Source organism: Microbulbifer mixtoriginis (SeqCode), assembly GCF_052467235.1.
The window spans coordinates 3,575,696-3,589,740 of sequence record NZ_CP174305.1; the positions used below are offsets into that span (position 1 = coordinate 3,575,696).

Below are 14,045 nucleotides of genomic sequence, written 5' to 3' on the forward strand. Positions count from 1 at the left end.
GTTTTGTTGTGCAGTACGATATATAATGATAGTTTGTCGTGAAAAACTAATGCTGTCTCTATTATGTCGGGATTTGATCATGCGTTATGAAATATGGGCTTGATGGTGAGCGATGCTGCAATATGTTTATACTCAGAAATAAAATAACTGTTTAGACTATGTGAGAGATGAATGTATTGTCTGATTTATGGTCTTTGCAGTGTTGCTCGTTAAGTTAGTAGGGTGTATATAGGTCAAAACTAGCTATGCGATCCGATGTTGGTTGAAAAGCTATGAAGCGCTATTGGGTATGTCTATTTAGATAATGCATGTTAAGCGCTTTTAGTTGAGTGGGGGGCTTTTTATCCTGTTTTGTTGATTTGAATTTATCGCCAGCTAATAGAAGGAAATTTTAATGATAAAAAAAATAATTAAGGCATTATCTCTTGGTATTATGTTGCTGTTCAGCTTGTCAATTCAGGCGGAGACGAGAAGTGCGCTTGTGGGGGGGCGGCTGATCGATGGTTTTGGTAATCGGCCAATCGCAAACAGTGTGATTTTAATTCGGGGCGACAAAATTGAGGAAGTTGGCACGGTTGAAACGCTTCCCGTCCCCGACGGGTATCAAATTATTTCTACTGAGGGGATGGATGTCTTACCTGGACTTTGGGAAAATCATGCTCACCTAATGCTCAGTGGACACTCGGACTATGTGCATTGGGATAAACACTACCTACATCGCCTGACCAATGAAATAATGCCTGCTAGTGCAATACAATTACTGCTAGCCGGGGTTACTAGTGTTCGTGATTTGGGTGCTCCGCTAGAAGCATCTTTAGAGATAAAACGGAAAATCATTTCTGGTGAAATTGCCGGGCCAAGGCTATTTGTTTCCGGTCCATTTATCCAACATGAAGTTTATCCTGGTACTGAAGCTTTTCGTTGGTCAGTCTCTAGTGCCCCTGAAGCAAAAAAGAAAGTAAACTTACTGGCAACAGCTGGTGTCGATATAATTAAGCTGATTGATCATGACAAGATGACTATAGAAGTTGCTCAAACGGTCGTGGATGAGGCCCATAAGCATGGTTTAAAAGTTGTAGCTCATTCGCACCGCCCAGATGAGATCCGCAGAGGGCTGGCCATAGGTGTCGATAACTTTGAACATACAGGGCTGACAACAGCACCTGAGTACCCTGAAGATATCATCCAGTTATTAAAAGAGCGCACTGCTAAGGGCCGCGTTGCTGGGGGGCCACTTTTCTGGACTCCAACCGTAGAAGGTCTCTGGAACTATAGTAACACTGTGGATAACCCGGAAAGGCTGGATGATACATGCTGGCACAAAGGACTAAAACCAGACACTATTGACGATATTAAACAGTCATTGAGAAACCCTGGGCAATTGCAGTACATGCAGTTAACTCCCTTACGTAAACCAACTTTGAAAAAGAAAATCTCCCAGCTTAAAGATGCTGGTGTGGTGTTTCTTGTGGGGACAGATAGTGGTATCCCAACTAAATTTCATTGCCAAAGCACTTGGAACGAATTGGCCGTTTTGGTTGAAGAGATGAATTTTTCCGCTATGGATGCAATTCGAGCAGCTACCTACTGGCCCGCAGTAATGATGGGGGTTTCGGACCAATCAGGGACTGTATCTAAAGGAAAATTTGCCGATATCATCGCAGTAAGAGGGGATGTGCTGAGGCATATTAACCTTCTATCCAATGTCTCATTGGTTATGAAAGGAGGAGTCCTCTATAAAAAGGGTGGACAGGCAATAGAATCTTACCCAACCTCCCAAAGGTAAAACCCAAGGAATCTCCTCTTAAAATATCCGCAAACAGTCCCATATACTCCTGTATGGTGTAAGTTATAGACCAGTTTGGTAGCTCTAATGATTTTTTATTTTGAGCTTTATGGGAACTGTTTGCTTAGTGGGTAAAAATTCATGTTCAGAAAATTTAGCTTTTAATCATCTAAAAAGAAGTTGTTTTCCGGATTGTAATAGCAAAAATCGTGATCTAGATTCTTGCGAAAGCAGTAGGGGTCTTTTGCTTCCATTTCGCCCCATAACCCTAGATTTGAGTAGTATGCAAAGTCTTGCTCAATCTTGAATTTATCTTCGCAATAGTAGGCGTAATTCCAAGCGGCTCCTCTTGCAACCATTTCTTGATTGATGTTGTATCCATTTGCAAATAGATAGCCAGTTTCTCTGCCGTATTGATCCCTTCCTGTCGATTGGAAATCCACAGTGCCAAATGACAATAAATGATTCAGGGTTTGAGTGGCTTCTGGGCCATATATTTGCGTGCTGGGATAGGTTTCTGGTGCATCAATGCACTGAAGACGTATCTCAACATATTCACCAGAAACATATCCGTGAACTGTGTCACCGTCTATTATCCTGTAGTTAGTCAGTGGAGCCGCTTGTAATGAAGTGGAGAGCGTACACAGCAAAATTAATCTTTTCATTGGGATTATCTGCGTCGTTGTTTTATGTGCGCAGGATAGGGGGTATTTATTACGTATTTATTTATAGATTGTGATAGTAATAAATAGTTTTTGTTAAAGGGGGTTTTTAGAGGTGGGCATGAGGATATTACTTAGCTCTAATTGGTAGAAGCTGTTTCATAACTTGAAATTAGTTATTCTTGCTACCTCATGGAATGATAAGATACAGTAAGTTTAGTTGGGATTAAGTCAGAATTAGCCGACGCTCAGTGTAAATTGATTGAGCCTTGCCTACCCTAGCTAAAACGTGAGAAAAGTGGTCCCATACCCATTGATAAGCGTGTACGTTTTGAAAGTATCTTGTGGATTTCGCGCTTAGGAGCGCCATGGAAAAATCTCCCTCTATCTTATCCATCAACGAGTAGTTGCTGAAGAAAGCTTCAGTTTTGGGGAGAGTAAGGCGCTTGGTTGGAGCTTTGACAAAAATTTCTCGGACAACTTGATCAAAGATCCCTGATTAACTGGGAAGAAGTCTTTTCAGGTGGCGGCTTTGCTTCAGCATAAAAAGGGGAGCAGAATTCGGAAAAACCAAGCGGGACAGGGGTGCAAAATTGATTGTGGTGGTCATTGGCGAAAGTCTTCCGTTGGGAGGCGCCATTACTTCGGCCTCACCAGTAGAAGTAAATTTATTACATCCGCTACTTGGTGTTATCTATAAAAATAAAAAATCGAAGCCTTGTGTACGACAAAGCTGCAGATTCTGACCCGTTACTCTACAGCTTGACCCGCTGTAAAGTTGAAATAATTTTCCCTCACCGCAGGAATAGGAAAAAGCCTTCGAAACAATTAGGCAGAAAGCCTAGATTGTATATTCGGCGTCGGAAAGTTTAGCGAACTTTTGCGAGGCTGGGTAATAGCCGTCGCTTGATCGTCAGGTGGGATCGCTATTTACCTTCTTATAGAGCTTTCTTCTACATTTCCTGCATGCTAAATACGTTAAAGAAATTATGAAACAGCTTCTGGAAGCAAAATATCTAAATTGGGAGTTCGCTAATTTTATTTCAGTGTCCATCCTAAATTTGAAGCCTTGAGATGTTCCTGCTTATTCTGCAATCAGGTCGCCAAGTTATTTAGTGCTGGTTTTAGCAGAGTTTTCTTTAGGTGATTCTAGTTGTCAAAAGTTGGTTTGTGCTGCAGGGTGTGGTGGCAGTAATCGGGGTTCAAATTCTTGCGAAAATATTAGGATATCTAGCCTCAGGATTTGGCCAAAAGCTGATGCTTTAGCCCTGTTCCATTTCAAATTCACAGCTGTAGTGATTGCAATAACTCTTGGAGGCGGCGATGGTACGATTTCCTAATTAATATTGGGTTTGTTCATATGCTCATGCCTGTTTCCCAAGGCATAGGCATCGCTTCTGATTGACTTTGTCTCAAGTGAATCAAGTTATAATTTGTGCCTGTAATTTCCTTGTCAGTTTTTGCAGTATTCTTGGCATGATTTGTTTTTGGTATAAATCGCGAGTGTTGAGTGATTGTTTTTGTTAGGTTGTTTGTAATTATAAGGTATGAACGCCGGGCGTTTTGAGTGAATATTATTCCACTTTGATATTTTTCTTGGCATTATTATTTTTTCTTAAAGATACAGTTTACAAGGAAACTCTATGAGAGCCTTTAAATATATTTTGGTTGCGCTATGTTTTGTTATTAGTTTTCCACTTCAGGCATACGATCCGAATTTTGACTCATTTATAGAGGAGTCAAATGTTGAGCTCCTTAGACGGGATCCGATTTTGGCTTTAATTTATCGAGTGCATGAGGAGGTGGGCTTGTCCTCGCCTGGCATCACTCCAATTTCTTTACCTTATAAGGCGAAAACTCTTGAGCTATATACTAAGGCGTTGGTTAAATTGAAAGCATTTGATAGGCGGCTATTAAGCAATGTGCAGAATGTTGATTACGATTTTTATAGTTGGTTTTTGAAGAGTTACTTAGCTGTTGAAAGTAAGCCTCATTTTGTTATTAATGCCTCCACTGCAGTTCAGGTTCAGGATATATTTTATTTTTTTATGCTTGAAAATGCGGGAGATGTTGAGCACTACTTAAGTCAAGTAGAATATTTGTCATCCTATTATTCCTCTGTGGAGTTTTGGTTGTTGGTTAGGGGTAGGCTTGGAATAATTGATGACAAAGAGACTATTTTATCGGTGCTTGATTGGCTTGATTATTGGGTAGAAAATCCTGAGCGAGACCCTATCTATTTAATGTTGGAGGCTGCTGTAAATAAGATAGAAGTTTCAGCGGAGCAGCGTAAAGAGTGGTTGCTACGATGTAAGTACATATTGGAGGAGGAAGTTACTCCAATGCGAACAGAGGTGTCAAACTTACTCTTAACTCAGTTGGAAGATGCACCTGAAAATCCAGGTCTTGCCCAATATCCGGGAGGTAAGGAATATTACAATAGCTTGTTAAGCCGAGAAGTCAGTATGCCGCTTAATGCACTTGAATTACATCAAATAGGTATTGATGCGCTCAGGGATCTGCATACAGAAGTCTATTCGGAATTTGAATCGCTTGGTTATGATATGTCAAATGATTTGGCTACACTGTACGCCATGGTCCGCAAGGATGCGCCACAAGTAGCAAAGGAAAATGTGCTTGCTGTTTTCAAAGAGCTTTTAGATGAGGCAAGTGAGAAAAGTGTTAATCTATTCCCTGAATTTGATTACTCTAAGTTAGAGCTAGTGAATGGTATTAGTTATGCTTATGCCCCTGCTAAAGATAACGAAAGTGCTTTGCTTTATGTAAATAATTCTGTAGACACTACAATGCTGGATTTACCTGGATTTGTTTATCATGAGGGGGTACCCGGTCACCATGCTCAGTATTCATTTACTGGTAAACTTAATCTCCCTCTCTTTAGGAGTATTACCAAAATCTCAGGGTTTTCTGAAGGCTGGGGATTGTATGCAGAACGGTTAGCTTTTGAGCAGGGTTGGTATGATAGTAATCAATATGGAAATCTAGGTCGATTAAAGGCGGAGCTGCATAGAGCTGCCCGCTTAGTAGTTGATACTGGAATAAATGCAAAAGGCTGGACTTTGGAAGAAGCTAGGGAGTATTATTCTGAGGTTTCTGGGCTGACAGATGCAGAAGTTTCTAGAGACATTAATCGCTTTATTTACTCTCCAGGTCAGGCAAGTTCATATTATATTGGTTTTACACATATTTTGAGGCTTCGACAGGTAGAGCAGGAAAAGGCAGGCTTTGATATAAAAGAATTTCATGGGAAAGTTTTGCAAAACGGTGTAATTCCTCTAAGTCTTCTCACTGACCAGTTTAGTGGTCAGCAATAATTATTTTTAAAGCATGTTAATTTGAAAGACCCTGTAAAGGGTCTTTCATCTAATTCCTTATTAACCTGTTCTCTCGATTTAATTAATCTTAAATTGCTGGGCTTGCCCAGAGCAAAAACTCCCGGTTGCCGTCGCCCCCTTTAATCGGGCTATCAATATACTCCTTCACTTCAAGGCCGAGTTCATCACATAATGCCGTAATACGCTCACGTACCTGCGGGTAAAGTTTTTCGTTACGCACCACTCCCCCTTTACCAATGCCCTCAGGTCCCACCTCGAATTGTGGCTTTACCAGGGTCAACAGCTGGCCTTCGGGTTTGAGTAAAGAAGGCAGCTGCGGCAGTATCAACGTTTGGGAAATAAAGGATACATCCATCACGATGGCATCAAAGCCAGTATCTGCGTAAGGAGAAAGTTGTGATGCCTCTAAATAACGGGCATTAATTCCTTCGAAGAGGTGCATACGTGGATCATCTATTAATTTTTGTGCTAGCTGATCTCGTCCTACATCTACCCCTACTACGGAAGTGGCGCCTCTCTGTAACAGGCAGTCACTAAAGCCTCCAGTAGAGCAGCCTACATCCAGGGCGTGCCAGCCCATAGGGTTTAATCCTGTGTGATCGAGTATCGCGGCAAGTTTTAGGCCGGCGCGGGAAACATATTGATCTTCGGGTAGTGCAGTGACTTCTAAGGCGCAGTTCTCACTGACGGATTGCCCAGCTTTGCGCGCCAGCTCCATGGGGCCGCCCTCGGATAGCGTGACCCTGCCGGCTTCAACCAGTTTTTTGGCGTGGGTGCGGGAATTGGCGAGTTTTCTCTGTACTAGCAGTTGGTCCAAGCGGGTCATGTTTTGCTACTGGGTCCTGTCAAATGGTTAAGAATAGTGTGGCCATGCTAACCTCTGGCTCCCATAGGTAGAAGTGCGGCTCCGTTTCTAGTCGGGCTACTCTTTACTAAAGAGGGGGTTGTCGATGGCAAAAAGCGTTCTGAATAAGTTCAAGATCCGCAAAGGAAAGGTTTTTGAGGCGCCTTTAGAACAGGCTTTTGGGCGCCTGGTGACACCTTTTGAAGAGTTTATCCACCGGCAGAGCAGCAGTGGTATTTTACTGATGCTTTCTGCGCTGGCGGCGCTCATTATCGCAAACTCCCCCCTGGAAGATGTCTACATAACCCTTTTGCATATGCCCATCAGTTTCACTGTGGGAAATTGGGAGTTTTCTTTATCGCTACACCACTGGATTAATGAAGGTCTAATGACGATCTTCTTTTTTTTAGTGGGCTTGGAGCTCAAGCGGGAATTTATGGTAGGGGAGCTGTCCGATTTACGCCATGCGGTACTACCTGTGATGGCGGCAATCGGTGGCATGGTGGTGCCGGCATTGATTTATGCAGCATTCAATGCTGGCGGTGAGGCGGAGCGCGGTTGGGGCATCCCCATGGCCACGGACATTGCTTTTGCCGTGGGCTGTATTGCCTTATTGGGTAATCGTGTGCCTCGCGCGGTTGTGACTTTCTTAGTGGCTCTGGCTATTGTTGATGACTTGGGCGCCATTCTGGTGATCGCTATCTGGTATACAGAGCAGGTAAATATGACCGCGCTGATCGCTGCGGGTTGCCTGGTTGTGATCATGTGGTTGCTGAAGGCGGCTGGCGTGCGTAACTCCCCCCCCTATGTATTTGTGGGCATTCTGCTGTGGTATGAATTTTATCTGGCCGGAGTTCACGCCACCATTGCGGGGGTCATAACTGCAATGGCGCTGCCGGCGAAGCCCAAGTACGATCCAGTGGCGTTTAGTTCCTTTGTTAAAGATATTATCCGCAGCTTCGATCGCTGTTTCCGTCCCGGTGATAAAATCATTGCCAATGATGCCTTACGCGCACGGGTTATGGCCCTAGGCAGTGGCGTTAACCTGGCGCAGTCTCCTCTGCAGCGTATGGAAACCCGCCTGCACACTCCGGTTGGCTTTCTGGTGATTCCCATCTTTGCGCTCGCTAATGCAGGCATTCCCTTCGATAGCTTTACTAGCTCAAGTGCAGTTTTCAACCCGGTAACCCTGGGGGTAATCGCTGGGCTGGTATTCGGAAAGCTGATTGGGATTGTGGGGGCTACTTGGATCGGTTGGAAATTAGGCTTGGGCAGCTTACCTAAGTTGGCTAATTTTCAGCATATCATTGGCGTGGCATTACTCGGCGGTATCGGCTTTACTATGTCGATCTTTATTGCCGAACTGGCGTTCAGTTACCAGAATAACCTGTTGAATCAGGCCAAGGCAGGTATCTTACTGGCTTCTGTAATTGCCGGTATCGCCGGTTTCCTGGTACTGCGCACTGCGCCGGTTACTGAAGAGTTTGATGTACAGACCGATGGCCGGGAACCTGAGCCTGCGGGGGGCAGTGAAGCTCAGCAAGAAGGCTTAGAGAAGCAAGATAGTTCCGCTCAGGAAAATCCCGGTCGTCAACGTTGAGGGGCTTCCCGGCCTGGTCCTGCCATAGCAGGCCGTTTTGGGGTTTTCCCGGCTGAGTAAACTTCCAGATGTGAAATAAATTTCAAGAGAAATAATAATGAAACAAGTAGTAAAGGCGGTGTGTCTGTTGCCAATTCTGGCTGCACCTCTATTTCTTGCCGCCTGCGAGGGTAAAGCGCGATCAGAGGATAAGTTACGAGAAGCAGTAGAGGTTAAAGGGCAAAAAACTGCAATAGAAGGGAAAGGGGATATGTCCATGGATACAGTGGCCAGGGACTATGTTGCCCTGGTGTTGGAATTGGGTAATCACGACAAGAGTTATGTCGATGCCTATTATGGCCCGGCGCAGTGGCGAGAGCAGGCGGAGCAGAGCCAGGCCAGCCCGGCGGATATTGCCAAACGCGGTAACGCCCTCATCGCTCAGCTACCCGGGGACGGCGTGGTGGATGGTTCCCTTGACGGCCTGCGTCTACACTACCTGCGAACTCAACTGGCTGCGCTGGTGGCTCACGCCCGCAGCCTTGCTGGCGAAAGCGAGCGCAACTTTGCCAAAGAAGCGCGCGAGCTTTATGACACCGAGCCCCCCAGGCAAAATTTCACTAGTTTCGATCCACTCTTGCAGGAGTTGGATGAGCTGTTGCCCGGCAATGAGCCCCTAAGTGCGCGAGTGCAGGCGTTTCGGCAGCAGTATGAAATCCCAGTGGACAAGCTCCAAGAGGTTTTTGATGCAGCCATTGCGGAGTGTCGCAAGCGCACCAAGCAGTATATTCCGCTGCCACAGGATGAAAATTTTGCCCTTGAATATGTCAGTGACAAACCCTGGAGCGGTTACAACTGGTATCAGGGAGGGGCGCATAGCCTGATACAGGTGAACAGTGGCTTGCCGATTACCATTGATCGCGCGATCGACCTTGGCTGCCATGAAGGCTACCCGGGCCATCACACCTATAACGCGTTGTTGGAACAGACGTTGGTGGAAGACCGTGGCTGGGTGGAATACAGCGTGTATCCGCTGTTCAGCCCCCAATCTCTGATTGCCGAGGGCAGTGCCAATTACGGTATCGATCTGGCCTTTCCTGGGGAGGAAAAAAACCGCTTCGAGATGGAGGTACTTTATCCCCTCGCCGGGTTGGACCCTCAAAGTGCGCAAAAGTATGAGCGGGTGATGGGGCTGGTGGATAAGCTCAGTTTTGCCGGCAATGAAATTGCTCGGCAGTATATCGATGGTGAAATTGCCCCAGAGCAAGTTGCGGTACTGTTTGAGAAATACACGCTGATGAGCCCGGCCAAGGCAAAGCAGCGCAAGGATTTTGTCGATGCCTACGGTGCCTATGTAATTAATTACAACTGGGGCAAAAAACTCGTAGCTGATTATGTGGAGCGAGATACAAACAGTGCACAAGAGCGCTGGCAGCGTTTCGCCAAGCTGTTGTCGTCGCCACGCTTACCCTCTTCGCTAGACTGGTAGGCGCTAACAATGCACAAGGCGGAACTGCGGAGTTATTTACTTGCGCGACCAGAGGCGATTGAGGACTTCCCCTTTGGTCCCGATGTTGCGGTGTACAAGATTAAGGGGCGTATGTTCGCGACTCTCAGCCGTTATCGCGAGGTAGATGCGACCAATTTAAAGTGTGATCCCGACGAGGCTCAGGCCCTGCGGGATATCTTCCCTGGCGTGCTGCCGGGTTACCATATGAACAAGAAGCACTGGAATACTGTATTGCTCGATGGCACAGTGCCGGATTATGAAATTGAGCGGATGGCGGATCGCTCCTATGGCCTGGTGGTTAAGGGGCTGCGTAAAATTGAGCGGCAATCCCTTGAGCTGGCTTATGGCATGGATACCCTCTACCGCTAGAACCTCAGCAGATTAGCAAGACATTACTCAGGAGAGTTTGTGAACGATTTTATTGTCGATGTAACGGCAGAAAACGCCCAGCAGGTACTCATTGAAGAATCCATGAATCGCCCGGTTCTGGTGGATTTCTGGGCCGATTGGTGCGAGCCGTGCAAACAGCTGATGCCGGTTTTGGAAAAGCTCGCGAATGAATATGCAGGCCAGTTCCTCCTGGCAAAAGTGAATGCCGACACCGAGCAGATGATCGCCGGCCAGCTGGGGGTACGCAGCTTACCTACAGTTATGCTGCTCAAAGAGGGGCAGCCGGTAGATGGCTTTGCCGGGGTGCAGCCGGAAAGTCAGATTCGTGAAATGCTCGACAAATATCTGCCCAAACCCTGGGACATCAAATTGCAGCAGGCCCAGGCGCTGATTGGTGAGGGCAAGGTGGATGAAGCCCTGCCGTTGCTGCGCCAGGCTTACGCTGAATCCTCCGAGCGGGTGGATATTGCCAAACACCTGGCGGCGTTGCTGCTCGATCAAAACCGCGCTGCGGAAGCAGAAACCGTGCTCAGCAAAATTCTGCTGGCGGATCAGGATGCGGAATACCAGCGCCTGATGGCCCAGTTGGAGCTAAAACAACAGGCGGCGGATACCCCCGAGATTCAGGCGCTGCAGAAGGCCCTGGAGCAGAACCCGCAGGATTATGATTCTGCCTATAAGCTGGCGGTACAGTACAGTCAGGCCAATCGTCACGAGGAAGCCCTGGAGCTGTTGTTGGATATCCTGCGCAAGGATATGAATTTTGCCGATGGCGCGGCCAAGCAGGCATTTCTCGATATGGTGAAAAGCTTGGGTGCCGGCGACCCCATCGCCACCCAATATCAGCGCAAGCTGATGACGTTGATGTTCTAGACGTTTCAATCGTATTGCACTGTAAAGGGGCCTTGAAGGCCCCTTTACTTTATACACCGTTGAATAGTGAATCAGTAGAATGCATAAGCTCTGTATCTATATACCCTCAAGTCATCTGGAAGTTGTCAAGCAAGCTCTGTTTAACGCCGGAGCCGGCAGAATCGGCGACTACGACAGTTGTTGCTGGCAGGTATTGGGTGCCGGTCAGTTCCGGCCACTAGCGGGCAGTCAGCCGTTTATTGGTGAGTCCGGGCAGATAGAGCAGGTAGAGGAATATCGGGTTGAGATGGCGTGTGCCGATGAGTCTGTGGATGCAGCACTTGAAGCCCTCTACCAGGCACATCCTTACGAGGAGCCGGCCTTTGACCTTTGGCGCCTGGATGAGCGTTGTGGCGGCAAAATTCGCTAGTGGCAGGAGATAAACAGTATCCTGCCATTCGCGAGAGAGGGCTTTAAAGGTTATCCAGTGCCTGCTGGCGCTGCTGACTGTTTTCTTTTAGCGCTTGAACCTCTTTCAAAATCTGTGAAATCCGGCTATCGCCCTCACGGTTCTCCTGCAATAGCTGTGCCTGGGGGCCTTGTGGCTGAGCATCGTTGCTGGGTGTGGCGGGCAGGGTATTGATGGGTTTTATCCGATGTATACGTACATGAGTATCCAGGCCCTCGGGTATCGAATCAGAGAAGTGCCAATTGCCCTCACTGTCCCGCCAGCTAAACACCTCCCTGGTCTGTTTATGTTGCTCTTCTGGCAAAAGGCCACTGGATTCCACCAGGGTTTCCAGTTGCTCGGCAGATTTCTGAGTACTGTCGCTCACCGCTTGAATGGCGCGTTGGCCTTGCTGGCGAACTGTGTCCAGAGTCTGCTGATCGGGAAGCCAGTCTTGGGGAGACATAATCGGTTTGCCATCGGGACCGGGAATCAACATGGGTAAGCCCACGCCTACTAATAACAGTACCGCAAGCATATAGGCGTATTTCATTGGAACATCCTTTTTAAATGTACCCAGGTGGGTGAGTGCTTCTCCCACCCAGAGTCCTCTTCCAGTGCACTATCTTCAGCTTGGCTCGCGCTGCAGCTACCACTATAGCTTCCGCGAAATAACGCCCCGGTGCAGCTGGTATTGCCCCTGCTCCGTGTCGGTGAAATAGTGCTTGAGAGTTTTATGCATGATCGGGAAGGCAATTTCAGCCCAGGGGATTTCTTCCTGGCGAAATAGTGACACTTCTAGTGACTCCGGCCCGGGGCCAAAATTCGTATCGGTGAGCTCTCCGCGATACATCAGGTAAACCTGATTGATATGCGGAATGTCATAAATTGAATAAAGCTCGTCCACACGAATGCTGGCACGTGCTTCTTCCCAGGACTCGCGCAAAGCACCTTCTTCACTGGTTTCACCGTTTTCCATAAAGCCGGCGGGCAGGGTCCAGAGTCCCAGGCGTGGCTCAATGGCGCGTTTACACAGTAAGACCCGGTCTTCCAGGTAGGGTAAAACACCGACAATCACACGCGGGTTGATGTAGTGGATGGTGCCGCAATTGCCACAGAGGTGGCGAGGGCGGTCATCGCCTTGGGGGATGGAAAATGTGACGGCATTACTGCCGCATTGGCTACAAAATTTCATGGCGTCAGTATACCCATGCAAGATTCCAGCGCCAGCTTCCAGCTTTTTGACGCCTATAGTTGTTAAAGGTGTTGAAGTTCATAGGGCGGTGCCAGCTTTACTATGGCGCGTATTTTATTTTTTTGGCTTGTGCTGATCGCCTTGGCGGCCTGTGGCGGCAAAGACGATAAGCAAAAGGCACCGCCACCGCCTCCTGTAGAGGTGCTGGTGGTGCGAGAACAGCCAGTGATTCCGCGCTTTGAATTTGTCGGCCGGGTGGAGGCCACCGATGAGTATAAGGTGCGCCCCCGCGTGCAAGGTTATATCCAGAGTCGCGATTTTAGAGAGGGGGAAACGGTTAAGAAAGGGCGCCTGCTATTTGAAATAGATCCGCGCCCATTTATCGCTGAATTGGATAACCAAAGCGCCAATTTGGAGCGCGCCGAGGCAACTCTGCGGATCGCTGAGCGCAATTATCGACGTGGTCGAAAGTTGGTCGCTACAGGTGCTATCAGCCAGGTGCAGATGGATGAATTACTGGGCACTTTTGAAGAGGCCAAGTCACAGGTCGATGCAGATCGGGCCAAAGTGGAAAGTGCTCGCCTAGACCTCTCCTACACAAAGATTTACGCGCCACTTACCGGCCGCATTGGTCGTACCCAGTTCACTGAGGGTTCCCTGGTGGGACCTGATTCGGACCCGCTCACTACCATCGTCAAGATGGACCCAATCTATGTGTTGTTTGAGGTTCCTGAAAACCAACTCTATGCCGTACAGGTGGATGCCGAGCGCCGCCGCCGGGAGGGGTTGCCGCCAACGAGGCTGGATGTGCGTATAGAGCTACCGGATGGCAATTTTTACCCCTATCAGGGCAGGATTGTATTTATCGATAACCAGATAGACCCCAACACCGGCTCCGTAGCGGTACGCGCACTCTTTCCCAATCCGGGCAGCCTACTGGTGCAAGGACAATTTGCTCGGGTCTCAATCCGTTTGTATACAGGCAGTGAGGCACTTAAACCGCTGGTGCCGCAATCTGCAGTGCTGGAGGACATGCAGGGGCGTTACCTCTTTGTGCTGGGTAAGAAAAATATTGCTGAAAAACGCTATGTCACTTTGGGGCAGCGGGAGGGGGAGCTTTGGGCGGTCAACCATGGGTTGGTTGCTGGGGAGTCGGTCATCGTTAACGGTTTGCAGCGGGTTGTTGCGGGCAAGCCAGTGACCCCTCAAAACACGCCGCGGAACCCCTACGACGCATCAGAAAAGCCGGCAGAGCCCGCAAGCGGTGGCGCTTCTCCCGTAGGTAAGCAAAGTACCAAACAGCCTATAGGCTTCGGGCAGGGGACACTGCTCCCCGATGACATGGAACTTCCTGAAGGTGTGGAGGAGGGCGAACGCCACCGATACGAGGGACAAGAGCATGATTATAAATAGCCCGCCTGAA

The 14,045-nt window shown here is 47.9% G+C and carries 12 protein-coding genes; 8 read left to right on the forward strand and 4 right to left on the reverse strand.

The window, feature by feature from the left end:
- The first annotated feature begins 394 nt into the window (after window positions 1-394).
- A complete protein-coding gene (locus tag ACJJIO_RS15600; protein WP_444909010.1) occupies window positions 395-1,786 on the forward strand; it encodes an amidohydrolase family protein in 1,392 nt (463 codons plus the stop codon).
- Between the two features lie 161 nt (window positions 1,787-1,947).
- On the opposite strand, the gene ACJJIO_RS15605 is transcribed toward ACJJIO_RS15600, so the two are convergent.
- Window positions 1,948-2,451, reverse strand: a complete 504-nt coding sequence (locus ACJJIO_RS15605; RefSeq protein WP_444909011.1) for a thermonuclease family protein — start codon at window positions 2,449-2,451, stop codon at window positions 1,948-1,950.
- Window positions 2,452-4,091: 1,640 nt separating this feature from the next.
- On the opposite strand from ACJJIO_RS15605, the gene ACJJIO_RS15610 reads away from it, so the two are divergent.
- The gene (locus ACJJIO_RS15610) at window positions 4,092-5,783 is read left to right on the forward strand and encodes a DUF885 domain-containing protein (protein ID WP_444909012.1); all 1,692 of its coding nucleotides are present in this window, start codon (window positions 4,092-4,094) and stop codon (window positions 5,781-5,783) included.
- Window positions 5,784-5,871: 88 nt separating this feature from the next.
- Here the strand turns inward: ACJJIO_RS15610 and ACJJIO_RS15615 are convergent, their stop codons facing one another.
- Window positions 5,872-6,630, reverse strand: coding sequence for a TlyA family RNA methyltransferase (locus ACJJIO_RS15615; protein WP_444909013.1), 759 nt, complete (start codon window positions 6,628-6,630; stop codon window positions 5,872-5,874).
- A 124-nt stretch (window positions 6,631-6,754) separates the two neighbouring features.
- Between ACJJIO_RS15615 and nhaA the strand changes: the two genes are divergently transcribed.
- The 5 genes from nhaA (at window position 6,755) to ACJJIO_RS15640 (ending at window position 11,409) form a co-directional block, all read left to right on the forward strand.
- Window positions 6,755-8,248 (forward strand): Na+/H+ antiporter NhaA, encoded by a 1,494-nt coding sequence (nhaA, locus tag ACJJIO_RS15620; RefSeq protein ID WP_444890955.1) that lies wholly within the window; start codon window positions 6,755-6,757, stop codon window positions 8,246-8,248.
- A 97-nt stretch (window positions 8,249-8,345) separates the two neighbouring features.
- A complete protein-coding gene (locus ACJJIO_RS15625; RefSeq protein WP_444909014.1) occupies window positions 8,346-9,716 on the forward strand; it encodes a hypothetical protein in 1,371 nt (456 codons plus the stop codon).
- Window positions 9,717-9,725: 9 nt separating this feature from the next.
- Entirely contained in the window at window positions 9,726-10,106 is a 381-nt protein-coding gene (locus tag ACJJIO_RS15630) for an MmcQ/YjbR family DNA-binding protein (protein WP_444888362.1), read from the forward strand.
- Between the two features lie 39 nt (window positions 10,107-10,145).
- Entirely contained in the window at window positions 10,146-11,000 is an 855-nt protein-coding gene (gene trxA, locus ACJJIO_RS15635) for a thioredoxin (RefSeq protein WP_252085049.1), read from the forward strand.
- A gap of 79 nt (window positions 11,001-11,079) precedes the next feature.
- Complete coding sequence (locus ACJJIO_RS15640; protein WP_444885692.1) at window positions 11,080-11,409, forward strand: YqfO family protein; 330 nt, start codon at window positions 11,080-11,082, stop codon at window positions 11,407-11,409.
- Window positions 11,410-11,452: 43 nt separating this feature from the next.
- Here ACJJIO_RS15640 and ACJJIO_RS15645 read toward each other — a convergent pair whose 3' ends face one another.
- Window positions 11,453-11,980: a hypothetical protein gene (locus tag ACJJIO_RS15645; protein ID WP_444888363.1), complete on the reverse strand. Its 528-nt coding sequence runs from the start codon at window positions 11,978-11,980 to the stop codon at window positions 11,453-11,455.
- 102 nt (window positions 11,981-12,082) lie between these two features.
- Window positions 12,083-12,622 (reverse strand): NUDIX hydrolase, encoded by a 540-nt coding sequence (locus ACJJIO_RS15650; protein WP_252085052.1) that lies wholly within the window; start codon window positions 12,620-12,622, stop codon window positions 12,083-12,085.
- Between the two features lie 102 nt (window positions 12,623-12,724).
- On the opposite strand from ACJJIO_RS15650, the gene ACJJIO_RS15655 reads away from it, so the two are divergent.
- Complete coding sequence (locus tag ACJJIO_RS15655; RefSeq protein WP_444885690.1) at window positions 12,725-14,035, forward strand: efflux RND transporter periplasmic adaptor subunit; 1,311 nt, start codon at window positions 12,725-12,727, stop codon at window positions 14,033-14,035.
- Window positions 14,036-14,045 lie beyond the last annotated feature (10 nt).

Coding starts and splice junctions, on each gene's coding strand:
- ACJJIO_RS15600 (WP_444909010.1), top strand. CDS start 395: ATGATAAAAAAAATAATTAAGGCATTATCTCTTGGTATTATGTTGCTG.
- ACJJIO_RS15605 (WP_444909011.1), bottom strand. CDS start 2,451: ATGAAAAGATTAATTTTGCTGTGTACGCTCTCCACTTCATTACAAGCG.
- ACJJIO_RS15610 (WP_444909012.1), top strand. CDS start 4,092: ATGAGAGCCTTTAAATATATTTTGGTTGCGCTATGTTTTGTTATTAGT.
- ACJJIO_RS15615 (WP_444909013.1), bottom strand. CDS start 6,630: ATGACCCGCTTGGACCAACTGCTAGTACAGAGAAAACTCGCCAATTCC.
- nhaA (WP_444890955.1), top strand. CDS start 6,755: ATGGCAAAAAGCGTTCTGAATAAGTTCAAGATCCGCAAAGGAAAGGTT.
- ACJJIO_RS15625 (WP_444909014.1), top strand. CDS start 8,346: ATGAAACAAGTAGTAAAGGCGGTGTGTCTGTTGCCAATTCTGGCTGCA.
- ACJJIO_RS15630 (WP_444888362.1), top strand. CDS start 9,726: ATGCACAAGGCGGAACTGCGGAGTTATTTACTTGCGCGACCAGAGGCG.
- ACJJIO_RS15640 (WP_444885692.1), top strand. CDS start 11,080: ATGCATAAGCTCTGTATCTATATACCCTCAAGTCATCTGGAAGTTGTC.
- ACJJIO_RS15645 (WP_444888363.1), bottom strand. CDS start 11,980: ATGAAATACGCCTATATGCTTGCGGTACTGTTATTAGTAGGCGTGGGC.
- ACJJIO_RS15650 (WP_252085052.1), bottom strand. CDS start 12,622: ATGAAATTTTGTAGCCAATGCGGCAGTAATGCCGTCACATTTTCCATC.
- ACJJIO_RS15655 (WP_444885690.1), top strand. CDS start 12,725: ATGGCGCGTATTTTATTTTTTTGGCTTGTGCTGATCGCCTTGGCGGCC.